We start from the raw sequence: 23,970 nt of genomic DNA on the forward strand, positions 1-23,970 counted from the left end.
CTCCCTTCGGCGTGTTCGTAGATTGGGGAGAAGCAGCGGCTAAACGAAATTGCCGCGGCGTCATACCGGTCCAACGCTTGAACGCGTGGTTGAAAGAGCTGACCTCGCGATATCCCAGTAGCCATGCGATTTCGGAGACCGGCAGATCGCGCTCGGCAAGGTAGCTCTTTGCAAGAGCTGCTCTTGTCTCCTCCAATAATTCGGTAAATGCCACACCCTCTTCGCGGAGCTTGCGTGACAGCGTTCGCGTGCTCATGGCTAGCCGTTTGGCGACGTTCGATATACTTGCTCTGGCGTGTGGAAGCAGCTGCGGTAGAACTCCCTGCACGGCCGATCGAAGAGCCCCGCGCTCCTTCGGATGGTCGGCGAGTGCTGCCTCTGCGTATCGCCGCAGCAGATCGTTCAAATAGTTGTCACGGCCAACAATGGGGAGGGATGCCACTGGCGCTGCGAAAATGATCTCATCCCTATCTGCGCAAAATTCAACATCGCACCCAAAAAAGCTCTTGAATTCCGCAGGCGTCTCATCACGCCGATGTCTGATCCTCAAATGGCGCAGCGCCAGCCTAGTGGCTGTCACTTGCCGGCAAATCCGCACCATCGTCACCAGCCAGAACTCGATCTGGTGCCGGTCTGACTTCCTGTCGATATCGACATAGTCGAGTGCAATCGAGACCGTTCGGTCATCCTGTCCCACCTGAAGGCGGACTCCTTCATTCATGACCGTGCAATATCGCTTCGCGTTCAGCAGAGCGTCGGGAAATCGTTCCGATGATGCGATCACATAGTAAACCAACCCGATCTCGCGGAGATCGAAACTGCGGGCCAGGTGAAATCCGAGGAGTCCATCCTGAAGTTCTTCGGATGCCAACTCCAGGATCCTGATTTGCTTGGGGACCTCAAGTCGTATGGCGTCATCATAGACCTGCTCGGGCCTTGCCCTTGCCTTTGCGATAACGGCCGCAGGGTCCTTACCAAGTTCGCGCAGCCGCGCGCATGCGAGCCGTGCGATAGCTCCGGTGTGCACTTGGTATCGAGTAAAGCCTCGCGCTTTGGCTGGAGGGCATGAAATCGCCGATTTGGGTCTATTCGTGGTGCCTTGCGGCTCTAAGATCAAATGATTGGCCCGTCGAAGCGCCGTTCCGCGCGCTCGTCCGCCACAGAGCCCGTTAACCGCGCCGCGAGCGACAATGCTCAGATGCCAGCAATTATTGCAATGAGCTCTCGCCGACGCATCAGTCCATGCCCCTGCTATGTATCACACTGGAGCGCAGAGCCTTTACGGGAGACATCCAAGAGATCGAATGTCCGCTCCTGGCAAGAACTTTCTGACGTTTTGCAGCATTGGTCGGGTGCGGTCACTACAACCACCCGATAATTGACGACGACTCCGCTACAAAACGCAGTTATTCTCTGGCGGTTTTTCTTTACCAAGGCACTTCTCAAGACAACTTGGGCCATGGTCGTCTCGATTGGCGATCCCGCAGCCACTCTGTTTTACGACAGACTTTTCACACTCGATCCATCGCTGCGTCGACTGTTCCAAAACGCGGACATGAAGGAACAGCGTCGAAAGCTGGTGCAAGCTTTGGCCGCCGTCATTAACGGTGTCGATAACCTCCCGTCATTAGTGCCGACGCTGGAGGCGCTTGGCAGAAATCACGTTCGATATGGAGTAAGAGATCAGCACTACGATATTGTTGGCGCAGCATTGCTCTGGACCCTGGAGCAGGGCCTGAAAGAGGCTTGGACACCCGCAGCGAAGTCCGCATGGGCCGCTGCTTAGGCACCGTAGCAGAAGTCATGCGCAACGCGGCGGCTAGTGAGTTGGAACGGGCTGCGCATGCATAGCTGCAAATACTTGAAAAGGAAAAACAAGAGCCGGCGGACGCCCCTGCCAAAAATATGGTCTAAAGTGCTGGCCCGCGAAGTATCGCCGATGCGACAGGTCAATGATCTTTAATGAGCGGCACCGCGCCACCTTGATCATTGAATAGCAGACGTCGGCTGATCAGCTTGCTGAGCGTTTCCGAGAGCATCGCTTTTAAAAGCGTCTTGAAGGAGACACTCGCGCTCGCCCTTCAACAGCTTTTGATACAGGCCAACGTGATCATGGGCCATTCGTTGAGCCGAAAAACGCCGCTCAAACTCGTGCCGGATTCTCCGTCGGTCCAAAGTCAAAAGATGGGGTAATCTCTTGATGGCCTCGTCCATCGACTGGACCACGACACCCGTCTTGCCGTCCTCGATGATTTCACACACCGAGCCTCGATTGAAAGCGAGAACCGGCGTTCCGCATGCCATAGCCTCTATCATTACCAAGCCAAATGGCTCCGGCCACTCAATCGGAAATAGCAAACCGGAGGCCTGACTCAGAAATTCCGCTTTCTGATGTTCGTTGATTTCTCCAATGAATTCGATGCCCGGTTTATCCAGCAATGGAGCGATTCGTTCGCGAAAGTATTGTTCGTCCACCCGATCGATCTTCGCCGCTATTTTAAGTGGAATACCGGCAGATCGTGCGATCTGAATGGCGGTTTCTAGACCCTTCTCCGGTGCAATGCGACCAAGAAACGCAAGATAACCGCCCTGAGGACGCAGGGTCAGCTTAAGATCCATTCCAGGGAGCCCGTGGTAAATCGTTGCCGCAAAGTTTGCGTTTGAAATTGGGATTCGCTGGCTCTCGGAAATTGAGATCAAACGCATTTCATCAAAACCAATGTAAATCGGCTTGTTATCAGGGAGATCCTGCCGGCCGTGAAGAGTGGTCAGAACGCGCGAGGACATGTCCCGGAAAAGTGGAAAGTGCAAATAGTCTATATGGAAATGAAGAATATCGAATTGGTGTGACTGACGCCGCACCCGGTCGAGCATGAGCATGTAGTACGGAATGACATCATATACTTTGGGGTCCAGCCGCAGAGCGGTCGGAACGCAGCTTACCAATTTTGCTGAAGTTACGGAGTCACCGCTGGCGAATAACGTAACGTCATGACCTAACTTGACCAACTCTTCCGTAAGGTAAGAAACGATCCGCTCAGTCCCACCGTAGAGCTTTGGGGGCACGCTCTCCATCAGGGGGGCAATCTGAGCGATCCTCATCTCCTTCTCACCCATGCACTAAAATTGGTGTGTCTAGCGAGGGACCCAACATTCAATGTTGCTCTATGTTCCTAATTGTCAATGTGCTTTATGTTCCTAATTGGCGAGCGTGTTCGGCATCCACTTTCAGGAGCAATCCTTCGTAAATCGAAACTGGCCCTCACCTCTTCCCCCTCGCGGTCGGCGAATGAAGATAGAAGAACGCGCCCAGACGATCTTTTATCAGGAAATGAGACTGCGATAGGCTCAGATCCCATGTTGAGCGCAATTAACACTCGCTCGGCCCGCAGCTCACGACAGAACAGCAGAAGTTCGCCGCTGGCCATCAGGGGCTTATACGAGCCCTCTGCAAGAGCAACGTGATTGCGCCGGAAATCGATCAGCCGACGATATAGCCAATAGAGCGAACCCTTATCCTTTCGGTAACTGTTCACATTTTCATCACGAAAGTTGGCAGCTATTGGCAGCCAGGGGTCAACGTCCGAAACCCCGGCCCACTTGGTGCCATCCCATTGCATCGGGGTGCGGCATCCGTCGCGACCAATACCGATGCCTGGAACGTTCCTTTCGAACGGGTCCCGAACCTGTTCGGGCAGAATAGCCGCCTGCTGCATGCCAATCTCGTCACCATAGTAGAGCGTCGGTGTTCTCCGCAATGTCATCAAAAGCATTGCGGCGACGCGGGCCTGGTCGGGCCCGATTCGAGTTGCGAGGCGCGGACGGTCGTGATTGCCCATCAGCCGTGAGCAATTCAGACCGGTGATGACTCTCGCCAGCCAGGGAGCGATGAACACGAGCCAGATCGCGAAGTCGGTAGGGCTGGAGCGAATGGCCGTGGCACGGATCAGGCAGGACCCTGTAGAGGCAGAGCAGCAACTTCTCACTTGGGGCCTGTAATGTCCTGCGGGTTCGCGCTGGCCAACAAGGGCATGACACCCACGCTCTGCAAGCCTATCTCGGCCACAAGGACGTTCAGCATACCGTGAGGTACACCCAGTTATCGCCGACAAGGTTCAAGGACTTTTGGAGGGGCTAACGGCCTTCAAGCGCTCTGATAGCGCTTTCTTTGGAGCATTCATAAACCTCGTCCGCTTCCTGCGTCCTTCCGTCCCAGAAGTAGGTCAGACCCTTCACTGCGTATCGAGCCAATTCCTTGTGCGCTTCAATCTCGCGTCGTCCTGCATCGTCGGCTTCCTTCTGATAGTACAGTTCCCAGTCGCCCGCGCCTGCATAGCGCTGACGAACGAGAGTGTTGTGCCTGCGGCGGACATCCTTTGTGAAACCTACCTTGATAAGGCCTTTCGAGGGACTGAATGCCGCATAGACAGAACCGGCTTCAAAAGCCCTTTGATTGAAAGCGATCTGCTTAGGATCGCAAACCACGCACTTGCCATAGCGGTTTCTAATTGAATGGCCTGCTCTGGAACATGGTGTGACATTGTAGGCAATGATCGCGCCGACAGCTTCCGTTTGACGAGCGTACTCGGCTTTACTCATCCCTGCCGCATCGAAAAAGTTATCGAGAGGGATGCCATGTCTTTCTGAAAAAGCGACAAGCTCTTGAGATGTGGTGCGCCTTAGGCGTGTGTCAGAAGGGCGAGAACGCTTTTTTCTCGCCGGTCGCGCAGGACGGCGTCCGTGTTCAGGCAAGTCGACTGAGCCTGCGGTGCCGACAGAGGCTGAAGCCTTTAGAGGCGGTAGTTGCTTTTTGGTAGCGTCGGCCACTGCATGGAAAGGCTCTCGCCTAAACAGATTAGCGAAAAACAGCTTGATACTAGCGAATAGGCTCAGAGAACCCGGACCCGCAGGGTGGAGCGCACCTCCTGACGCAATCGCCTTCTCTGCACTCGCATCCTCAAAAAGAACGTCCCGCGGCGAAACCGTTCCTCTGTAGGCTTCTCTCCTGACGATCGTGACATCAGGCATTTGGGCTCCGACCGCCACCATCGGGTCTTGACCACGCCGCTCTGCATCAAATGCCTCTTGTCGGATTAGGATTTCTTTCGACGTGAGATTGGTTGCGGTCCCTGCCAGTATCGACTTGAACCGGTCTTCCGTGATCTTCATTTAAGCCGCTGTCTCAGTCTCGGAGCGTCATTTTTGAGCGAGGTCGTTTCGACGATGGCTGAGACCCGGAGGACAGGTCCCTCGCCGTCGCGGACCTCAATCACACCCTGTCCATCTGAGTGGCGAAACGTCAAGTCCTTAACGGCGCGACCGACAGTTTCGATCGCCTCTTTCCGCGCGATGACGGCACTGGGCAGTTCCTCGCCAGCGTCGTGTCTAAGGACGCCATTGGCATCGTGGAAGTCAAAATAGAACCTTGCCATCATGAACGCCCTGCCGCTGCCTTGTTGAGCGGTTCAATCAGTTCCTGCGTGGAGAACGGCTTTGTTAGAAATGCGATGCACCCAGAGCCGAGCGCAGCCTCGCGAACGGCAGGGTTGTCACTCGCAGTCATATAGATCACCGGCACAGAATGCCCTTCAGCCTTGAGATGATGCCTCAAGTCGATCCCTGACCCATCGTTCAGGTTGATGTCGAGGATGACGCAAATCGCCTTGTCGAAATCGGTGTGGCTTTTGAACGCTTGTGCGGACGAAAACATGATGGGTTCGTATGCGTGCTGCCGGAGCAGCCGCTGGATGCACTTCAGCATTCCAGGGTCGTCATCGACAACCAAAACAATGTTCCGATCTTTCAAAGCAAGGTATCCCTGATTGTCCGCGCGGATACGCCTCGAGTGATGTCAGTTGGGGCGCAAGCGATCCGCGATCCTGAGATAGCTACTCTATAGATCTTTTAAACTTAAAAGAATTGTCGGATGTCGCCAGATAGTTGTTTTGACAAGCCCGTCGGAGGAGGTCAGCTATGGAAGGTGGCGTTTATGATAGAAACCGTCACGCACCGCCGTTGAACTGGGAATGTCGCCTTAGAACCCGAAGAACCAGAGAACACCTATCCCACGCCAGCCAGAGCCAGAGACCCCACCATCAGAAGGTTATACGTCGGCCTAGTGCAGGCTTTCCCCGCTCCCCAACAAGAGATTGACTTAGATCAAGGGAAGGAAAAGCGGGCTGGGCAAGACTGGGGTAACTGCAAACCGGCGAACGTGGCCGAACAAAGTTAGTTCATGACTAACGAGATGCTTTTCCGTGCCGGTGTGATTTGGCCCCTCGATTGCCTGGTTATCGTCCTGATTGTACTCGCGGCGCGGAAGTCTGGTCTGCTTCGTATGGCGTGGATAATAAGCTATTGGACAAGAGGAAGTTTGATCCTAAACGACGCGCCGCCGTGATCCCGATTTTTGGCCCATATCAGCCCATGGTGCGCCTCGATAATCGTACGCGCGATGGACAGCCCCATGCCCATGCCTTCTGCTTTGCTCGTGTAAAACGGCTGAAAGATCTCTTTTAGTTGTTCTTCGGCAACGCCCGGTCCGCGATCTGACACGGATAGCGTGGCAAAGTTGTCGATGCGCGACGTCCGGATGCTAATGATGCGATTTTCGCTCGACGTGTCCCTCATCGCGTCGATCCCGTTCACGACAAGGTTCAGAATGACTTGTTGAAGTTGGATGCGGTCGCCAAGGATTGGAAGAGTTTCCGGGGCGATCCGGCTTACCAGTTGGACCTTTCGTCCCACGGCCAGAGACGAAAGAAAATCGACGGTGTCTCGAACAAGGTCATTGAGGTCGAGGTTTTTCAGTTCAAAAGGCGCTTTTTTCAGCAGACTGCGCATCCTCCGAATGACTTCGCTGGCGCGCCGGTCATCGTGCAAAATATCGTTCACAATATCTTTGAGTTCAACGATGTCGGGGCGTTCCGCGATGTCGGGGCTTTGAGATTTCAGGATCGCGGCTGCTGTTTCGGCGTTCGTCAGAATTGAGCCGAGCGGCTGGTTAATTTCATGAGCAATGGAGGCGGCCAGTTCGCCAGCGGTCGAGAAGCGGTTGACATGAGCAAGCTCTGCCATGCGCTGCCGCGACTGTACTTCGGCCAGTTGACGCCGACGATGCTCATGCAGCAGGATCGCGATAAGTCCGGCTTGCACAAGCATAACTGCGACAACGAATGCGATCTGCCACGAATATCGCTGCCATACGGCTATCTCGCGGAAGTCGATCTCGCTGCCCGGTGGAAGGCTGTTCTCGCTGATGCCCCAACGCTGCATCTGCCGCCAATCGAAAGCTACCTTGTTGCTAAAGACTTCAACAAACTTTTCCGGAGGCGTCACGCCGGTTAGTAACTGCAAAGCTATCTTGGCGGCCTCGGCACCGACCGCGCTGGACCTATACAGGCTTCCCCCTACGATCCCGCGACCGAGGTATTGATCGAGAAAACCATAGACTGGCACACTCGACACGCTGGAAACGCGTTCGACCACATCGTGTGGAACGAGTGGTTGACCGATGCCGTCGCGAAACATCGTGATGTACAGGACGATGCTGCGGATTGGCAACTGCGAAACTCGCTCAAGAACCTGCTCCAGAGAGAGTTCTGAAAGGTAACTAAACGACAGCCGGTCCGGGAGGTAATGACGAAACTCCTTTTCTGCTTGCAAGAGAAGCCTATTGTCGAAATCTGATGTGCCCGCAACAACAACAACATGTTCGGTCGTGGGATGGAGACGAAGGACAAGATCAAGTGTCGGCGCAAACTCTCTCTTTATAAGAACGCCGTACACGTTGGGCGGCAGGGAGCGATTGGCAAGTTGCTGTCTATCCAATCCGCTGAACACAATTGGTGTCCCGGGGAAAGTCAGATCACCATTGGCCAACAAGAAATCAAACGCGGGGGCCATGACGGCGATTGCCACGTCGATCTTCTTGTCCGCATATTTGGCGTGGAGGAAATCCCGCAGGAGCGTCCGGTAAGAGCTTGAGCTAAATCGCGACAAATCCATCGCTTCGCGATAGACCTCAATCGGCTCGTTGGAATTGGACCGAAGGGTTCGGACTAATTCGGCCTCTAGTAGCGACAGGCCGGGCAATTCCACCCGTTCGTCGAAAAGGAGAACGATATGCCGTGTTGCGGCCGACACCGGCAGGCAGCCAGATATCAACATGGCCAGGCCCGTGCATGCGAAGATAAAGGCGGAGCGCGGTTTCATGGGGCGGGCCGCATGGTTTGCCTGTCCTGTTCCAAATGGACAAGCATCGATAATATCACTCGGCTTAATATTCAAACATCATAATATAGGCCGCTCGTTACGACCGCCCGGCGCTAATGCTGTGTTTGACGGGGGACTTCGAGGACTTGGGTGACGTCAGGGCTCCTCAAGCCCGTCAGCGCGGACACACTCGCACGGCATGCCCGCACCGCACCGACAGCCAAGCTCTTCAGACCAAGCTCTGTTGGGATGGTTTCCACAGACCCAACCGATGCCAAAGCAAACCTTGCACTCAGGATCAGGCACGCCGCCGCGCAACCCTATCGCCTCGCAGAAACTTCACGCCTTCGAGCGTGAATTGCACTGCCGTTGGCTCGCTCGGCAATGCTGATGATGGCGATGCCCTAAAAGAGAATGGGACAGTCGTACTGAAGAATGGGGTACTTGCGCACACTGCCGAGAATTCCTTCAACCACGAACGCTGATGGCCTCTTGGTCGATACATCCACTGCAAGGAACGTAGTGTTGCGCGAACCTTCGCCGTAATAGCTAGGAATTTGAAGACACTGACCGTTCAGCTTGTACAAATTGGAGGGGAACGCTAGGCAGTCGTATCTGCTACCGACAGGACATGACACCTTTTCCAGTTCGCCCACATCAGCGATGTAGTGACCCTTTAGGTAGCTAGCATCGTCAAGCGGAGCGGCGTTAGCTTGCGAGGCAAGAACTCCGAATACCGCAGCAAATAGTAACCTCGCCATCCTATCTCCATCATCCCAATCAATAGCGCGGTTTCGTCATGCGCCAATTGGTCTGCAATCGCGCGAGCCGGAGCCGTAATGAGGGCAATCGAGTGATAGCGCGAATGGACCATGTTGAACATCACACCAATGATTAATGCGCCACGTAGCCATCTTGGGTTTCTCATCTCAAGACGGCTGTAGCCTCAATCGACCGCTCGGGACTATTCGCCAACCTTTTTCCCTCTTTCCAAGATCGCCTGCTCGACTTCGCATGCTAGCTGCGTCAGATGGGCCGCTAGCCGGTCGAACAGTTCGCACTTCTTCACGAGAATTCGCTCGCACTCGGCAACGTCTCTTAGCCTTTCCAGATGAGCCAATATGTCCTGCATCGTGCCCTCGTTATTTACTTGTCTTACCGCACCCATTACGCGGCTGCACCAGTTGCGGCGAAGCCTACGAACGCGCTGCCGCTGCTTTCTTGAGCGGCTCAATCAGCTCCTGGGTGGAGAACGGCTTTGTTAGAAATGCGATGCACCCAGCGTCCAGCGCAGCCGCGCGAACAGCAGGGTCCTGATTGCCAGTGATGTAGATGACCGGGACAGGTACCCCTGCGGCTTTCAGGTGAAGCCCCAACTCGATGCCTGATCCGTCGCCCAAGTTGATGTCGAGAATGACGCAAGCCACCTTTTCGAAATCGGTGTGGTCTTTGAAAGCCTTTGCAGACGAAAGCGGGATAGCTTCGTATGCATGCAGCCAGAGCAGCCGCTGAAGTCCCTCCAGCATTCCGGGATCGTCATCGACGACTACTACGATCTTCCGATCATTCAAAAGCTCGATTTCCCTTATCAGATTGTGAGATGGGTGATTTAGCCGTCGCCTTCAGCGGCTACAACTACGGAAGCGTCCATTTTGGACACCCCCGCCGCTCCTTAGTGGTGACCCGGCGTCAAATCTTTCGCTTGATGTATAATGAAGGGAGGCAGTCTTACAGTACGCCAAATGAGGAGGGTCGCATGTCTGGGACATACTCGATCATGCACCGTTCGGAGCGGCTCGCGTTGGCAAAAGCGTACATCGCGCTTACCCATGTGATGGTCGATTCTGTGTTCGGCGGGAAACCTGCCGATCACTCCCTGCTGCTAATCGGCTCCGCCATCATGGTTGGCCACGCAGAAAACAAACCGATGAGTGCGACGAAGATCGCGCAGTACATCGGTCTGCCGCGCTCAACGGTAATCCGCAAACTCAACCAGTTTCTAAGGGACGGCGTGATAGCTCGCCACGGCAACGTGTATCTGTTGTCGAAAGAACGTGCCCTCAATCAGACGAAGTACGTCACTGAAGCGATGCGCATCTTCCGCACTGCAGAGAAAGGTTTGAAAGCTTCCGAACTCGGCACTTGGCAGCGCCGCGACCTTATCGACAGACGATGATTGAGCCCGTGCTTGTCCAGCAGGGGTCCGCGCGGCCCATGGAAGGGCTGTCCGCAGTCTCCGTAGTCCCACGGAGTTCTCGACCGCACTGAAGGGCTGTAGGCTTTGTTCAGCCAGCGCGGCTGATTGAGCCATTCGGGTGGGTGACCCGTGGTGGCAGGGCCCGATGTGTGTCGTCCCACAACGTCATGCGTCGGGCCACATCAGGTCTGGGCTGACCTGTACCCACACATCTCGCCTCACGGGATCAGCACGGCAGGCATCGGCGCAGATGGCCTCAAGTCGAGCCTGCGCTCCCGACACTGCGTCACCGCCGACAGTGCTGCGAGGATAGCCCTGGCAAGGACAAGGCTGCGCATGTCTTAACGATACAATATGAACCCCGTCTGGAATATGAAGTTCGCAGTTGCATCATGATCGCGAGCTAGGCTGCAGCGTCAGGTTCGTCAGCCAGCTTCGCGAGAGCTTGAACGTCCAGAATGACGATGTGTCTCTGCGTTGTGTCTTCGAATTTGAGGATGAGCCTTCTGCGAAGCTTCGAGATCGCTCGGGATACCGTTTCAAGCGTCAATCCGAGATAATCCGCGATATCGCGACGAGACATAGGAAGATGCATAACGCCTGCTGCTGTTGAACGAAAATGCATCTCAAGCAGAAAGGCCGCCACTCGCTCAAGTGAGGTCTTGCGACCTAGCAGCAGTATCAGGTTCTCCACATGGACTAGGCTGCTGGTCGTCATGTCGAGGATGGTGTTGAAAATCGCGGGATCGTTCTGCGCAACGTTATCAAGGCTCTTGCGCTTCACAAGGCGCACCATGGTCGCGACAATGGCTTCCGCCGTGAACCGATGAGTTGCGCCGTTCTCCAGTCCGAAGATGTCTCCAGAGAGATGAAATGCCCCGATCTGGCGGCGACCATCTGGTAGGAGCTTGTGTGTACGCACAGCCCCTTCAATCACTTGGTAGATGTACTCAGCCGGTTCTGCTTCTCCACAAATCTCGGCTCCTCTGCCGTATCTGAAGTCGCTCACACTGATCCGATCGGAAGCAGCGCTAAGTTCTCCGATCAGACGAGGCTTTTGGCCTCCCGCGTTGCTGTACATCCAAACCTCTCACATGCGGGGAGAACGGCTCCGCAGCTGCCTTGTTCCTAGAGCGAAGGGCGACCAGACAAGCAGGTTGGTTCGCATGTCGATTGCGAAAGCACGAACTCAGACAACGAAAAACCGGCACGCAATGTCGGGCTGATCGCCAACATACGTCTAGGATCGATAATGCAGATACCAAACCAGCATCCGCTCGCGCCGTCTGCACACAAGGTAACAGAGGAACAAGGTTGGACCGGCACATCTCGGGTGGCTGATGAACCAAAGTCCCTCCTTCCGATTGACGTGAATGGAGGTGGATTGACGTGATTGGAGGTGCGCATGTCGAACTTTGTGACCCTGTTGGTAGAAGACGATGCGTTGCAGCGCGAGGTACTGGCCGATGTATTAAAGGATGAAGGGTTCGAGGTGATCGAATGCACGACCGCCGAATCTGCCGAACTGATCATCGCGTCAACTGGAACCGAATTGCAGGCGCTCATCACTGACCACAACCTAGCGGGCAAGATGTCAGGTGCTGAACTCGCCCACTACGCCCGCCGCCGACACCCGCATATGAACATTGTCATCATGTCCGGCAAAGACGTGAATCCTATGCCGATCGGTACAGCGTTCTTGCGAAAGCCTTTTCCTCCCGAGCGACTGCTCGATATGGTTCGCGAGTAACAAAAAGCGTGGGGGCCTCGCTCCAAAGATCGCGAGCATACCCCACGCCTTCAGTCACACCGCCAATTCCTTACGGACAGCGGCGGCTGAATTACCGACCTTGTCGATAGCCTTCTGCAATTCTTCCTTCGAGACGTTCAGGTGCTTGGTCCAGTAGTGAACCTCATAGTCCTGGTTCATATTGATTTTACTGCGGTCAGGCTGGTCTCTTTTGGTGAGACTGTCTGTCATAGCGTCTTCCCCGTCGTTCGCCGTCGCGCAACACGGTCTGGCCCTCGCAGATACCGCATCCCTTCAACCGCAAGCGCCTTTTCGTCAGCAACTATGCCAGCCAGATGCGCGGCCAATCGTTGGCGTGTTGCTTGGACCTCATCAGGGGTGAGGTTCACGATCATCGTGTAAGCGTACATCACTCGGTCTATCGCTTTCAGCATTTTGGTTCCCCTTGGCAATGCAATTCAACTTCAGAACAAACCTTCAGTTCCTATGTTTGGAACGTTTGGAACCTGTGTGGAGTACACCCATGGACTCGGTGACAGGTTGTTTGCACTGCGGAAAGCGTATGGTCCCGATGCATAGCCACAGCGGACGCACCGAGTTGAAGTGCGTCTTCTGCGACCGGCTGGATGCTCACGGCAAGGCGATGGGCGGACAGTCCACTAGCCGAGCCCATCTCTGATATCGCGGTATTCCACGTTGCAAAAAAAGCCCCGGCACAGGACCGGGGCCAGTCTTGGGAGGAAACTGGACTGGACGAGGGGAGCGAGAAACTTAGATGGCGTCCCATCCTTCGATTGGGAGCGGACCCTTGTAAGCCGCCATCATCTCGGTGGGGTTGATCGACGATGAGGCAGTGGTCGCTTGCAACGGCGTAACCGAATGCGACCACGCAAGTAATGCTGCAACAGCAAAAGCTATACCGATGGTGCCCGTTGAGAAGATCAGCTTGCGCATGATGGCATCCTCCGTGTTCGTGAATGCGGCGATCATGGACCAGCCACGTTTCAGGATTTTGCCGTTGCCATGATAAGTGGTGTCGTGCAGATGTCGCTTGTTTCGTCGGAACCGGATATGTCGGCGCAGGTTTCGTGAGAAGCTGAGAATGAAACAGCTTCACCGATTTGTGACGTTAGGCCGCTTACCTCCGAGACAGCCCCTTGAATGAGCTAGCCCGTAGCAAACCCTCCGACGTGATGTCGCGGTACTCGATATCGGCATCGAACTGCGGTTCGACCCACGTTGCTTTCGGCTTCCTGACGGGCCGCGTCAGTTTGGACTTCGGGCTGACCACCGCATCCAGTTGCTTCCTGATCTGGCTGGAGACAGTCCTAGACCAGCCGGTACCGACCTTGCCCATGTAGACAAGGTCGTTGCCCTCCTGCTTGCCGAGATAGAGCGCAGCGACACCAGTAGGGTCTTTAATGAACCCGACGACCGGAAACTTGCCTTTGTGGACGGCCTTGATCTTGAGCCAGTTCTCGTTGCGCTCGGATCGGTAGGGAGCGTCTGCCCGCTTTGAGATGATACCTTCCCCGTTCAGCTTGGCAGCATGTTCAAACATCTGTTGGCCGTCTCCGACGAGGTGTTCGGAGTACAGGAGGGAAGTGCGACGCCGTTTTCACCGAGCAGGTCCAGCAGTGCCTGCTTGCGTTCGATCTGCGGCAGCTTGCGGAGGTCACCATGGCGCCACAGCAGGTCGAACGCGTAATAGACCAGCCGGTCCTGTCTGCCCGCTGCTAACTCTGCTTGCAATTCAGAGAAGTTGGTCCGCCCTTCGTGGATAACGACTACCTCGCCGTCGATGATTGCCTCACCGGGTACGTCGAGAGCGGCTGCAATGGTCGAGAACCGCTTGGTCCAATCTAGCCCGTTGCGGGTGTAGACCTTCTTCCGACCACGGTTGGCATGAACCTGGACGCGGTAGCCGTCGTACTTGATCTCATGCAGCCATTGATCGCCAGTTGGTGCCTTGGACTTCAACGTGGCGAGTTGGGGCTTGATGAACCCCGGCATAGAAATACGCTTCGACACAACGCAAACTCATAAAAGAAAATGCCCGCCGCGCTTGGAGGGCCACGGCGAGCATTCTTGCCCACTTCTTGGGAATGCCGAACCAATCAGGGGGCGTGATCTTTTCTGCCACCACCAATGCTGTAGGGCTTGTTGAGGAAGTAATCTCGATTACCGAATGGAGCTTCGGCGTACTGGTCAACCGCGACGGCAATTGCTTGGACATGCTGGTAGCACCAGCCCTCCCGCATCGCATGGGGAAGCTCGGTTTATGGAGCGTCCCCAAGCCGCGAAACGTGGGAAACATTTTCCGGTTCATCCGGCTCCAGGCGGCGTTGGCTACGCCTGCCCGGATCGGAGTCATCACCTACAAAGGGTTGCTTGAGAAGATCGCGGACCTGCTTCCAGCCAATGTTGTCGCGCGGCACTTTGGTGCGCTGGCCGGTATGAATGATATGCAAGACGTTGCCGGCCTGATCGTGATAGGGCGTCCCGCCCCCAAATGGTCCGATGTAGAGGCCACAGCGTCGGTATTCGCCGGTCGGCCGATCTCCAGTGGCGAAGGGCATTTTTTCGATCGACATCCGGGCGGTATCCTGCTTGCTGATGACACTGTCATTGCGACCCCGGTGGACCGCCATCCCGAACCGATTGGTGGCGGATCACTGTGGGGGAACTACTTCAGGCGGTTGGTCGATTGCGCCCCCACAGGCCCGCCGAGCCGTGTTGGCTGGATGTTTTGTGTGACGTGCCATTGCCGATCCCGGTTCATGGGGTTGCGCGGTGGGGAGACGTAGCTCCGGGGGGCGTCGCGGACATGGCGGCGGAGGGCGTGCTCCTGACAAATGTTCAGGATGCCATGAAGGCATTCAAAATGACCGAATGGGACGCCCGAGGAGTCGGTGGTTTCTCTATAGAGTCTCTTATTAGAGATTCCACCGACTCCTCTCCCATCCGAAAGCTCACCTACCAGAAGACAGGACCCGGTCAGAAGCGGTACACCGGCTGCTATCTCCCCCGCGTCCTGGCCGGTGGCGCGGCCGCCCCCCGGGTGTGGCTGGAAGAACGGCTGGGGCCGCTGGCGAGCCTTGAAGTTGAGCGGATGCCGCCGCGCGCCGCTTTCGTCAAGATCGGTCTGGAGGCGGCAGGCCGCCTGAAGTTCGCAAACGTATTTTCACCGGCGCTGGAAACGATCGCTGCGTTCTTTGACGACCTGGGCCGGGACCCCCTAAATCGACCGAGCTGACGGCTCGCGAGAGTCCGCTATGCCCCGGTAGCGATCAAATTCCGCATTGCAGCGAAATGACGCGATGGGCCAAGAACAGACATCAACCTGGTGGACATTCCTTCACTTGGCATTCCCCTCTGATCCACCGTAAAGTTCCCTCTTGGTTGGATTGCATGCCATGGTGCAAGAGCGGCCAGTCCGGGTCGAGCGTAGGTTGTCGGCGATAATGGCCGCCGACGTGGCTGGCTACTCGCGGCTCATGCATCGCGACGAAGAGGCAACGCATGCCAAACTGACAGCTCTCCTAATGGAGGCTGTCCACCCGGCAATCGCCGAACACGGCGGTCGCATCGTGAAGAATACCGGCGACGGGTTGTTGGCAGAGTTTCCAAGTGCAGTGGAAGCGGTTCGAGGGGCTGTACAGTTCCAGACCCGCGTTGACGAACTGACAATCGAAGATGCTGAAGATAGGCGCATTGCTTTCCGTGTGGGCATCAATATTGGCGATGTAATCGTCGAACCCCACGACATCTTTGGAGACGGCGTTAACATTGCGGCGCGGCTGGAAGGTATCGCAGAACCGGGCGGCATCTGCATCTCGGCTTCTGCCTACGATCAAGTCCACGGCAAGGTCGGCGTTGACTTCGCTGATCTGGGCGAGCGGACCCTCAAGAATATCGACCGCCCGGTGCGGGCTTATTCCGTGGTCAGGGATGGACCTGACCTGGCCATCCAGACTGAACGCGTAAGACAAGGCGCGCTTTCAACCCCTCGTCGTTCCACGGGTCGGATCCGAACACGTTTGACGCCTGTCGGCGGCGCGCTTGCCTCAATTGCAGTCGTCGGCGCGGTGGCGGGCGGCCTCGTCGCCTTGAAGCCCGTCCGCACTGACGTTTTTCCGGACGGACAAAAGACACAGCGAGAGGCAGCGGCCCGGCCCGATATCGCTCCTCGCTTGTCTCTAGTCGTCCTGCCCTTTGCGAACCTTAACAACGATCCGGAGCAGGACTATTTCGCCGACAGCATTACGACCGACCTAACGACAGATCTCGCGCGAATGCGCAACGCATTTGTCATCGGTCGCGGGACGGCTTTTACCTATAAGAATAGGCAGGTCGATCTGAAGTCTCTCGGCAAGGAGCTGGGTATCCGCTGGGCCGTACAGGGCGCGGTGCGGCGCGCCGGAGATCAGGTCCGGGTCAACGTGTCGCTTACAGATGTCGCGAGTGGTCGTGACATCTGGTCCGATCGTTTCGACAGTGATCGCACGAAAGTCGCCGTCTTGCAGGACCAGATCACAGCACGGCTCGCCCGCTCGCTCAATATTGAACTTATCCAAGCTGAAAGCCGCCGCAGCGAAACGGACCAATCGAAGAATCCGGATGCCGTGGACTTCGCCATGCGCGGCTGGGCAAAGTCCTATGAGCCCCGATCGAAGACGACAATTGCGCAAGCAAGGGAGCTATTCGACAATGCGCTGCGCCTCGACCCGGACAACGTCGATGCAATGATCGGGAAAGCATGGTATCTGAGCCCCCCTATCAATTTGCTCTCCGGATGGCCTGTGTCCGTGACGGAAGACAAAAAGACGGCAATCAATCTGATCGACAGAGCCCTTTCGAAAAGCCCGGCAAATGCAATGGCTCACGTCGTCAAGGGAGACACTCTTCGATTTGGTAACCCTGAAGAGGCGCTGCATCAATACGACGCTGCGCTTGAAATCAATCCGAACTTCCCGGCCGCCTACTCAGGTAAAGGAGATGCACTAATCCTCGTCGGGCGGGCACGCGAAGCCCTATCCGTGACGCAGCTAGCCCTCCGGCTCAGCCCGAGGGATCCTTCTACTGTCGCTTGGCGTTGGACTCTCTGCCATGCACACCTGCACCTGCACGAATATCAAGAAGCAATCGAAGAATGCAGGCGGACGACCAATATGAACAGCACGTTCTGGTTCGCCTATATAGGTCTGGTCTCGGCTTACGCAGCGACCGGGCAGTTGGAGCAGGCACAGCTGAGCTTAACCGAATTGAACAAGATCCGACCAGACTTCACGATCCAATGGTATCGTGATTTCGGTTATGCACTCACGAGTAATCCGCAGTTTCGCCGAGAGTTCGATGACATTCTCGATGGACTCAGGAAGGTCGGCGTGCGGGAGCAATAGAGCTACTTGCTTAGTGGCAAGCCGCGAAGTTCCGCATCTCGCCCATTGCGACCTCGCGCACCAGCTGCCATTGCGCCCCTGTTGGCTGATAAGCGGACGTCGGATGAGGCCTAGCTCTTTGCGCATCCGACGCCAGTTCGGGACATCTTGCAGATCTATTAACCCTTTGGGTCCTTCCGGGGCCGACCCCCTTGCGGGTGACGCGCGACCCCCGCCTCCGGTAGATACAAATTTGCAAAAGTGACTTTTTGTTCTCGGATCGTCTCGTGGCCGCGATGCGGAGCCATTAGCAAGGGCGATTGCAATGGGCTGTAGCGCAATAGCTCTTCGTCCGATCCTGAAGGCAATTCAATTGCATCAGGATTCCTCCCAATGTCCGCAAGCCCGCTTTATCCGTTGGACTTCCGCACAGCGCTATTGCCAGCGCCAGCACGGAAGCGCCGCAAAAACCTGCGCACCGTTACAATGCCCGAGCATGTCGGGCCGCATGTGAAGCTCGTCTTCGCAGAAATGGCGCGACAACGCATGACGTATGACTCACTAGAAGAGCGAAGCGGGGTCCGCCGGGCCACCACGAAGGCGTGGCGTCGAAAAAACCGACCCGGCCTCGAAAGCCTTGAAGCTGCGCTGGCAACGCTTGGGTTTGGTTTTTGCCCGGTCCCCTCGCTCGAAGCGCTACCCGCCGACCTTGCTGGCGAACTCACGGCCCTCGCGCTCAAGCTGCGAATGAATATTCCGCAGACGTGGGCCGCACTGATCGACATCGGCGTCGAGCAGAAGCTACTCCGCATGCGCGCCGACGAACGCGCTGCTGTGTTGGCTGAGCATGACTCACGTCGATTGCGCCACGATAACGAAAACACACCGCAACAGCGCACCATCCAAAGCGCGGCCGCAGCGATTTAGGGCGTGGATTCGAAGAAGTTCCGGCAAGTCCATTGTCGTGGCCAGTTTGGGAGTCAATCACGAGAGTCCGGTCAAACGCAACGCTCCTGGCTCTCAACGAAAAGCAGGCCGAGTACCTGAAGGTCAGCCGATGGATCAAGGAAGCTGGGTCGGCGGGCGTGACCAGTTCGGCGCTGAAGAAAATGGTCAACGGCGAGTTCGACCTGCGTCGCCTCAACGACATCACGCAACAACTTCTCGAGTCCAAGCAGATCGAGCAGCGGTTCGCTTCGACGCCGTCCGTTGGTCGGCCGTCGCATCGGTGATTCGCGCTATGATCGGGTGCAGCATTACCGCTCGTGATCCATAGCGGCGGGCATCGTCACGGTTCAGAAACAAGCACCATGCATCCGCCCCCATTTCGCAACGCGCAAATCCATGCTGTAATCATGTTCTTCGTGAGCAGCGGGCAACGAAGCCCCAAGCCTTGAAGAAAACAGTGCGACGCAATTTCCAACAACGGGGTTAGGAGATGCGACAATGAAAAAAAGCACGCTGATTAGTCTCAGTATTTCGGCATCGATCGCCGTTCTGGCGGCTGGTGTCGCGATTTCCGCGCAGGACAAGTACACTGTTCAAGTGCCGAATGGGCTCGCGTTCTCTGAGTTCAGGGGATACGAGGACTGGGCAGTGATCGCGATCAGTGAGAACGGAGGTAAGATCGCTGTGACCGTAGGGAATCCGGTAATCATCGACGCCTATAAGCAAGGCGTGCCCGGCAATGGCAAGCCTTTCCCAGACGGCGCCAAGATGGCGAAAGTTCATTGGAACCCGAAAGTACAAGAAACCTGGCCCGGTCAGCCAAAGGTGCCAGGGGCGCAGCATGACGTTGGTTTCATGGTGAAGGACAGCAAGAGGTTCGCGGACAGCGGCGGATGGGGATGGGCCGCGTTCGACTATGACGCGGCATCCGATACGTTTAAGCCCGCCACTGTTGCGAGTAGTCCGCCGCAGGAAAACGACGCGAAGTGCGGGCTCGGGTGCCACACGATCGTGCAGAACCGCGACTACGTTTTCACGGAGTACGGAAAGAGGTGAGTCACCCCTGTTTTCATCTGATCAAAAAAAGCCCGCTTCGCAGCGGGCTCCTTCATTTGCGGTGGTGTGATCGGACGACTAGCCATCGGCCGGGGCATACGCTGCGGCGTAAAGTGTCGCCGCATAAAGAGGTTGAAATCGCCGCTATGTCAGGAACCTCAAATTGCGGCGCGCGTTTGGCTTTTTTGATCGGCGAGCCGATCTCAAAGGCCTTCCTCTCCTTCGAATAAGAGGAACTGATCAGAAACTAACAAATGTTAAGCCGTCAGAGGCTGTCATGGATGGCTCTCGAAGCGAACACGCGCGCGCGCGTGCGCAACAGCTTTTGGCTGAAATTGCACCATTGCCTAATGACTCTGAACTTCAGCGCTTGCGCGAATTATCCCTGGATTACATTCGCGAGGCCGAACGCCTCGAAGAAAACTCTGTCACCACGCCTGAGCCTAGCGAGGAGATCACGGCAGCCTTAGACGCGATAGCCCGCGATTTTTTTGATCGTGCTCTTCAAAAAAAGTCGAAAGGGTAGTTGTCTGCGCGTTGGCCGTCGGTACCTGACCAGCAGTGACGCCCTCGTTTCCATCTGATCAAAAGCCCGCTGCGAAGCGGGCTTCTTCATTTGCGCTGGTCCGATCGGACGACTAGCCGTCGGCCGGTGCATACGCTGCGGCGAAGTGCGGCGGCGTGTGAGATGGGCTTAATGTGACGGGAATATAGCGACTACGCGCACTTCTTCGGAAAGGTTTTCCACTCATGGCCCTTCGCGACATATCTGCGCCGCCGCGAGGTTGATTTCTAATGAGCTCAAATCGGACGCAGCCTCTCGCCTCAGCGACGGTACACGGCCTTAAGGGCTACTGAAACGGGCCTGACGCCTTTGAGCAGATTGCGCATATTGCTCGCGTCACCATCGCTCTGACAAAGCAAAAGCAAGAAGTGCAGCGGGGCGCTTCGGCGGCCGAACCCCGCTGTGACTTTTGCTAGAGGTCGAAATGTCTGAAGCTTTTCTCTCCCGACGAAAGATCGCATCGCGCGGCGGCTTCTCGCCGAATACGCTCAAAAACTATGACGAACGTGGGATTGGCCCTGAGTTCGTGAAGGTCGGTGGTTCTTGCCGCTACAGCGTAGCCGCATTTGATGCATGGCTTGCGCAACACAAGGTCGGAGCCGCCCAATGAGCCGCGCCAGACTTCTCGCAGACCTTAAGGTTGCGACCACCGACCTCGCATCGGCCCGCCGAGCACTCGCTGATGAACAGTTCCTTGCGCGGAATGGCATGGCGCACAATCTAATATTCGCGGCGCACGTTGAGCACACGACTTACCATCGCTGGCTCTGCATCGGCGAAGCTCTCGCGAACTATCGCTGATCACCGCCCCCGCCCCGCACCATTTACGAAGGCTAAGCAGCAATGAAACTCCTGAATCACATCTTCGGAAAGAAGACTCCCACTTCCTTGGCCATCGCCGCCGAGATCGAAAAGGCGCGCGCTGAGCACACCGCCGCCGTTGCCAAGCGCGGGGCCGCACTGGCTGGTCTCTCGATCATGAGTGATGCCGAGCACATCAAGGCTGAGGCCGAGTACCAGGCACAACGTCGCGCCGCCGATCGCGCCGAGGCTCGTGTTGCCGACCTCGAAAAAGCGCATGCCGAAGCGCTAGCAGTCGAAGCGGAAGCTGAAAGGCAGGCCGAATCCGAACGTTTCCGCCAGCGTGTCGAGGCTGCGCGTCATGCGATTGAGATCGACGGCGCTCGGCTTCTCGCGGAATACGATCAACACGCCGCCGCGCTCGCGGATGTGCTCACCCGCCTTGACGCTATCAACGCGGAAGTGAATGCGATCAATGAAGCCGGACAACATGTTCCGAGCTTCGAGCCGGTGCGCAACATCGACGTCGCGCATCGCAAGCACCCGGATCGCCTCCCAAGTGAACGGCGCGAGAAGCGGCCGTGCTGGGTCTTTAAGTACCCTGCCAGCCCGCCCGACACCGAACGGATGAAGTATCAGACGGAGGCCGCACGCGAAGAAGTAATTGAAGCGACCATCGGCGCAGATGGCAAGGCAATCCCGATCCCGCCGGAGCGATACAACTATTACGGCCGCGAGCTATCATCAGGCCGATGCTTGAGACTCGCGAGATCGTTATCGAGCGGACCAGCTTCAGGCCCGGGCGCATCGAGAATCCTCTGTCTGCAATCCATTTGCCGCCCGGCTTCGCTTTCGGCAAACCACACTGGCCGCGTAATCAATGATGCGCGCGGCGTTTGAAGTTGACTTCATGTCGTCGAAATTGGCTCACTCTGCGAGAAGCTCGCTGTCGTCTTGGTGCTGCCTATCGAAAATGACCTTCGCGCGCACTCCTGACGTCCAGCTTGTCCGCCGACAGCGGCGGACGTCGCTGGAGGTCTCCGAAGGGCCAAACTAAGAAGTCTCGTGTGCAAGACCACCGCATGTTCTCGTAGGAACTACTGCGCAACTCTTTCGTTGTCCCATATCCCAGACAGCAAAGGAACACGATCATGGATCGCGAACATGTAAAGGGCGCTGCCGACAAGGCAAAAGGCGCCATCAAAGAAGGTGCCGGCAAGCTCAGCGGTGACAAGGACTTGGAGACCGAAGGCAAGATCGATAAGGCCAAGGGTTCCGTCCACAACGCCGCAGGAGATGTGAAGGATGCAGCACGGGACGCCGCTGACGCCCTTAAAAAATAAGCGATCGGGATAACGAAGAACTAGCCGCCTCCGGGCGGCCTTTTCTTTGCTACTGGGCGCTCTGGTTGAGCTGCGGCATCGCGAATCCCTCCGCTGGTCGAAATGGTGTAAGCGAAGTCCGCTTGGCTGCCCGGCCTATGCAAGCGGCAACCTCGCGCACGTTGTTTCCTATGCGACCCGGACAACGAGAGCCGGAATCCCACTTTGCAGTCCTGTACCCTTTCGATAACCCGGCTTATGTTGTACGCTTATTAGACGGACATTGGGTTAGTCCGCGAGCTGCCAGCGGGACGTGCCGAAGTCCTCGTTTAGTATCGGCAGCGCAGATGCTGTCGGCAGGTGCCTCACTTCAGTAGACCGACGCTCCTTTTTTGCCGGTGCTTTTTGCATTCGCAATCGCTGGTCGTGCGCGCCATTACGACCAGAAACTCTTGCAATGATCAGGGAGTAACGTCATGAAAACGCACTATTCGGTGACATTGGCGATGCTTGCGGGCTTCGGGCTCGGTGCAATCGCGGTTCAGGGACTCCATGCCCAGGCTACGCCACCCGTATATCAAGTCGTTGAAATCGAGCCCTCGGACATGGAGACCTACCTGAAGGACTACGTCCCGAAGGCTCAGGCCGCTATCAAAGCGGCTGGCGGCAAGTTCCTCGCCGCTGGAGGCAAAACCACAACCATCGAAGGAGAGCCGCCGAAACCGCGCATTGTTATCCAACAGTGGGACAGTGTTGAAAAAATCAAAGCTTATCGCGATTCGGCGGCGTTCAAAGAGCTCCTGCCACTGCGCAACAAACTCGCGAAGTTCCGCAGCTTCGCCGTCGAGGCGCTACCGCAATAGCTAGCCGAACAATCGGCATGCAAGATTGAAGGCCGCCTTAGATGGAGGCCTTCTTCATCGCACAGAGGCGTTTGAGTTACCGCAGCTTTGCTGCACGTCTCTTTGGGTCAGAAGCTGACCTTGGTCGCAGCACCCGCCAAGTCACCAAGGCCCTAACCGATAATTTAGTGGCGAAATGGCAGGGTCGCTTTAGGCCGATGCGCCACCACGCAATAGGTGACGATAACCGTGCTCCGCCATCCATTTGGCGCGCGATAAATGGCTGTCGAACGCCTTCCGGACCCGATCACATTCATGTTCCGGGTCGAGATGCAGCACCCCTCGTGCGACCTCGCGCCAGTCCGCACCTTCCGCATGCGCATCGAGCAGGCGCAGATATACGTGACGAGGTGCTCCTTGTCGTAAGAGGTCAACGCGTTACCAGAGGGCGCAATATCGGCGACATTGGGATCAACCGGCGGTGTCTGCATGGGCGTTCTCGCATTTGGTGCTGATTGACCAACTTTGCTTCTGACTCCTTGGCATATTGATGAGGGAGGCAGCCGATATGTGGCAGGCGCTCGGCTCAATCGCCGGTGACACCTGACAAGCTACTTTTGCCAGCTATTGCCTGCAGAGCGGCTCGCGTTGTGCAAGCGGTCGGATGTCCGGGGTGGGTCAAACTCAGAAGCGTGAGTGCGCACTGGGAAGTCCGCTTTGCCCTCAACAATGGGCATCGTCAGCCAGACCTGTCAGGTCCGAAAAGTGCCGATTGTGTTGAAAAAGGCGGCTGTTGCGACGCAGAGATATCAGTGATTCAGTCTGTCTAATTGGCAGGACTGAAGGTCATGATGGGGCATCGGCAAATCGAACAAGCTGCGTTGTTCTATGAGT

General features: G+C 56.4%; 30 protein-coding genes and 1 pseudogene. 16 read left to right on the top strand and 15 right to left on the bottom strand.

Going from position 1 to position 23,970, the window contains the following annotated elements:
- Window positions 1–1,027, bottom strand: a 1,027-nt coding sequence (locus tag AC0QUY_RS39145) for an AraC family transcriptional regulator (protein ID WP_475391292.1), incomplete at its 3' end; no start/stop codon positions are given.
- A gap of 351 nt (window positions 1,028–1,378) precedes the next feature.
- On the opposite strand from AC0QUY_RS39145, the gene AC0QUY_RS39150 reads away from it, so the two are divergent.
- Window positions 1,379–1,786 carry a globin family protein gene (locus AC0QUY_RS39150; RefSeq protein WP_475391294.1) on the top strand — a complete coding sequence of 136 codons (408 nt, stop codon included), beginning with the start codon at window positions 1,379–1,381 and terminating at the stop codon, window positions 1,784–1,786.
- Between the two features lie 200 nt (window positions 1,787–1,986).
- Here AC0QUY_RS39150 and AC0QUY_RS39155 read toward each other — a convergent pair whose 3' ends face one another.
- Both AC0QUY_RS39155 and AC0QUY_RS39160 read right to left on the bottom strand, forming a co-directional pair.
- Window positions 1,987–3,102, bottom strand: a complete 1,116-nt coding sequence (locus tag AC0QUY_RS39155; protein WP_475391296.1) for a glycosyltransferase family 4 protein — start codon at window positions 3,100–3,102, stop codon at window positions 1,987–1,989.
- Between the two features lie 71 nt (window positions 3,103–3,173).
- Window positions 3,174–3,932 carry an alpha-amylase family glycosyl hydrolase gene (locus AC0QUY_RS39160; protein ID WP_475391340.1) on the bottom strand — a complete coding sequence of 253 codons (759 nt, stop codon included), beginning with the start codon at window positions 3,930–3,932 and terminating at the stop codon, window positions 3,174–3,176.
- Between AC0QUY_RS39160 and AC0QUY_RS39165 the strand changes: the two genes are divergently transcribed.
- Entirely contained in the window at window positions 3,889–3,999 is a 111-nt protein-coding gene (locus AC0QUY_RS39165; protein WP_475391298.1) for a hypothetical protein, read from the top strand. The two genes, AC0QUY_RS39160 and AC0QUY_RS39165, sit on opposite strands and share 44 nt — an antisense overlap.
- 135 nt (window positions 4,000–4,134) lie before the next feature.
- Here the strand turns inward: AC0QUY_RS39165 and AC0QUY_RS39170 are convergent, their stop codons facing one another.
- From AC0QUY_RS39170 to AC0QUY_RS39195, 6 genes are all read right to left on the bottom strand, one after another.
- Window positions 4,135–5,169, bottom strand: a complete 1,035-nt coding sequence (locus AC0QUY_RS39170; RefSeq protein WP_475391300.1) for a GIY-YIG nuclease family protein — start codon at window positions 5,167–5,169, stop codon at window positions 4,135–4,137.
- A complete protein-coding gene (locus tag AC0QUY_RS39175; protein WP_475391302.1) occupies window positions 5,166–5,432 on the bottom strand; it encodes a DUF6894 family protein in 267 nt (88 codons plus the stop codon). The genes AC0QUY_RS39170 and AC0QUY_RS39175 overlap by 4 nt, the downstream gene beginning before the upstream one ends.
- On the bottom strand, window positions 5,432–5,806 hold the full coding sequence (locus AC0QUY_RS39180) for a response regulator transcription factor (RefSeq protein ID WP_475391303.1): 375 nt from the start codon (window positions 5,804–5,806) through the stop codon (window positions 5,432–5,434). Before AC0QUY_RS39180 ends, AC0QUY_RS39175 begins: the two co-directional genes overlap by 1 nt.
- A 548-nt stretch (window positions 5,807–6,354) precedes the next feature.
- Complete coding sequence (locus AC0QUY_RS39185; RefSeq protein ID WP_475391305.1) at window positions 6,355–8,214, bottom strand: sensor histidine kinase; 1,860 nt, start codon at window positions 8,212–8,214, stop codon at window positions 6,355–6,357.
- A gap of 964 nt (window positions 8,215–9,178) precedes the next feature.
- Window positions 9,179–9,346, bottom strand: coding sequence for a hypothetical protein (locus AC0QUY_RS39190; RefSeq protein WP_475391307.1), 168 nt, complete (start codon window positions 9,344–9,346; stop codon window positions 9,179–9,181).
- Between the two features lie 64 nt (window positions 9,347–9,410).
- Window positions 9,411–9,785: a response regulator transcription factor gene (locus AC0QUY_RS39195; RefSeq protein WP_161852503.1), complete on the bottom strand. Its 375-nt coding sequence runs from the start codon at window positions 9,783–9,785 to the stop codon at window positions 9,411–9,413.
- A 185-nt stretch (window positions 9,786–9,970) separates the two neighbouring features.
- Between AC0QUY_RS39195 and AC0QUY_RS39200 the strand changes: the two genes are divergently transcribed.
- The gene (locus tag AC0QUY_RS39200; RefSeq protein ID WP_475391309.1) at window positions 9,971–10,390 is read left to right on the top strand and encodes a helix-turn-helix domain-containing protein; all 420 of its coding nucleotides are present in this window, start codon (window positions 9,971–9,973) and stop codon (window positions 10,388–10,390) included.
- 424 nt (window positions 10,391–10,814) lie between these two features.
- Here AC0QUY_RS39200 and AC0QUY_RS39205 read toward each other — a convergent pair whose 3' ends face one another.
- A complete protein-coding gene (locus tag AC0QUY_RS39205; RefSeq protein ID WP_475391311.1) occupies window positions 10,815–11,492 on the bottom strand; it encodes a helix-turn-helix domain-containing protein in 678 nt (225 codons plus the stop codon).
- 324 nt (window positions 11,493–11,816) lie between these two features.
- Here AC0QUY_RS39205 and AC0QUY_RS39210 point away from each other — a divergent pair, with 324 nt between their 5' ends.
- Entirely contained in the window at window positions 11,817–12,161 is a 345-nt protein-coding gene (locus tag AC0QUY_RS39210; protein WP_475391313.1) for a response regulator, read from the top strand.
- 54 nt (window positions 12,162–12,215) lie between these two features.
- Here the strand turns inward: AC0QUY_RS39210 and AC0QUY_RS39215 are convergent, their stop codons facing one another.
- The 4 genes from AC0QUY_RS39215 to AC0QUY_RS39230 form a co-directional block, all read right to left on the bottom strand.
- The gene (locus AC0QUY_RS39215; protein ID WP_161849334.1) at window positions 12,216–12,392 is read right to left on the bottom strand and encodes a DUF3606 domain-containing protein; all 177 of its coding nucleotides are present in this window, start codon (window positions 12,390–12,392) and stop codon (window positions 12,216–12,218) included.
- Between the two features lie 540 nt (window positions 12,393–12,932).
- Window positions 12,933–13,115 carry a hypothetical protein gene (locus tag AC0QUY_RS39220; RefSeq protein WP_475391315.1) on the bottom strand — a complete coding sequence of 61 codons (183 nt, stop codon included), beginning with the start codon at window positions 13,113–13,115 and terminating at the stop codon, window positions 12,933–12,935.
- 184 nt (window positions 13,116–13,299) lie between these two features.
- A complete protein-coding gene (locus AC0QUY_RS39225; RefSeq protein WP_475391317.1) occupies window positions 13,300–13,722 on the bottom strand; it encodes an ATP dependent DNA ligase in 423 nt (140 codons plus the stop codon).
- Entirely contained in the window at window positions 13,698–14,192 is a 495-nt protein-coding gene (locus AC0QUY_RS39230; protein WP_475391318.1) for an ATP-dependent DNA ligase, read from the bottom strand. The genes AC0QUY_RS39225 and AC0QUY_RS39230 overlap by 25 nt, the downstream gene beginning before the upstream one ends.
- Before the next feature lie 95 nt (window positions 14,193–14,287).
- Here AC0QUY_RS39230 and AC0QUY_RS39235 point away from each other — a divergent pair, with 95 nt between their 5' ends.
- The 12 genes from AC0QUY_RS39235 (at window position 14,288) to AC0QUY_RS39290 (ending at window position 23,097) form a co-directional block, all read left to right on the top strand.
- Window positions 14,288–14,968 carry a hypothetical protein gene (locus tag AC0QUY_RS39235; RefSeq protein ID WP_475391320.1) on the top strand — a complete coding sequence of 227 codons (681 nt, stop codon included), beginning with the start codon at window positions 14,288–14,290 and terminating at the stop codon, window positions 14,966–14,968.
- A gap of 20 nt (window positions 14,969–14,988) precedes the next feature.
- Window positions 14,989–15,417 carry a hypothetical protein gene (locus AC0QUY_RS39240; RefSeq protein WP_475391322.1) on the top strand — a complete coding sequence of 143 codons (429 nt, stop codon included), beginning with the start codon at window positions 14,989–14,991 and terminating at the stop codon, window positions 15,415–15,417.
- A gap of 160 nt (window positions 15,418–15,577) precedes the next feature.
- On the top strand, window positions 15,578–17,563 hold the full coding sequence (locus AC0QUY_RS39245) for an adenylate/guanylate cyclase domain-containing protein (protein WP_475391324.1): 1,986 nt from the start codon (window positions 15,578–15,580) through the stop codon (window positions 17,561–17,563).
- 372 nt (window positions 17,564–17,935) lie between these two features.
- Window positions 17,936–18,469 carry a hypothetical protein gene (locus tag AC0QUY_RS39250; RefSeq protein ID WP_475391326.1) on the top strand — a complete coding sequence of 178 codons (534 nt, stop codon included), beginning with the start codon at window positions 17,936–17,938 and terminating at the stop codon, window positions 18,467–18,469.
- Between the two features lie 158 nt (window positions 18,470–18,627).
- A complete protein-coding gene (locus AC0QUY_RS39255; protein ID WP_475391328.1) occupies window positions 18,628–18,774 on the top strand; it encodes a hypothetical protein in 147 nt (48 codons plus the stop codon).
- 214 nt (window positions 18,775–18,988) lie between these two features.
- Window positions 18,989–19,546 (top strand): cytochrome P460 family protein, encoded by a 558-nt coding sequence (locus AC0QUY_RS39260; protein ID WP_475391331.1) that lies wholly within the window; start codon window positions 18,989–18,991, stop codon window positions 19,544–19,546.
- Between the two features lie 163 nt (window positions 19,547–19,709).
- Complete coding sequence (locus AC0QUY_RS39265; protein ID WP_475391332.1) at window positions 19,710–20,072, top strand: hypothetical protein; 363 nt, start codon at window positions 19,710–19,712, stop codon at window positions 20,070–20,072.
- A 463-nt stretch (window positions 20,073–20,535) separates the two neighbouring features.
- Complete coding sequence (locus AC0QUY_RS39270; protein ID WP_475391334.1) at window positions 20,536–20,721, top strand: helix-turn-helix transcriptional regulator; 186 nt, start codon at window positions 20,536–20,538, stop codon at window positions 20,719–20,721.
- Window positions 20,718–20,912 carry a hypothetical protein gene (locus AC0QUY_RS39275; protein WP_475391336.1) on the top strand — a complete coding sequence of 65 codons (195 nt, stop codon included), beginning with the start codon at window positions 20,718–20,720 and terminating at the stop codon, window positions 20,910–20,912. The genes AC0QUY_RS39270 and AC0QUY_RS39275 overlap by 4 nt, the downstream gene beginning before the upstream one ends.
- A gap of 42 nt (window positions 20,913–20,954) precedes the next feature.
- Window positions 20,955–21,812, top strand: coding sequence for a hypothetical protein (locus AC0QUY_RS39280; RefSeq protein WP_475391337.1), 858 nt, complete (start codon window positions 20,955–20,957; stop codon window positions 21,810–21,812).
- Window positions 21,813–22,063: 251 nt separating this feature from the next.
- A complete protein-coding gene (locus AC0QUY_RS39285) occupies window positions 22,064–22,255 on the top strand; it encodes a CsbD family protein (RefSeq protein ID WP_475391338.1) in 192 nt (63 codons plus the stop codon).
- 455 nt (window positions 22,256–22,710) lie between these two features.
- Window positions 22,711–23,097: a DUF1330 domain-containing protein gene (locus AC0QUY_RS39290; RefSeq protein ID WP_161849345.1), complete on the top strand. Its 387-nt coding sequence runs from the start codon at window positions 22,711–22,713 to the stop codon at window positions 23,095–23,097.
- A gap of 189 nt (window positions 23,098–23,286) precedes the next feature.
- Here AC0QUY_RS39290 and AC0QUY_RS39295 read toward each other — a convergent pair.
- A pseudogene (locus AC0QUY_RS39295) lies at window positions 23,287–23,567 on the bottom strand (DNA -binding domain-containing protein).
- Window positions 23,568–23,970: the final 403 nt, after the last annotated feature.

Source organism: Bradyrhizobium sp. WYCCWR15520 (assembly GCF_056174665.1).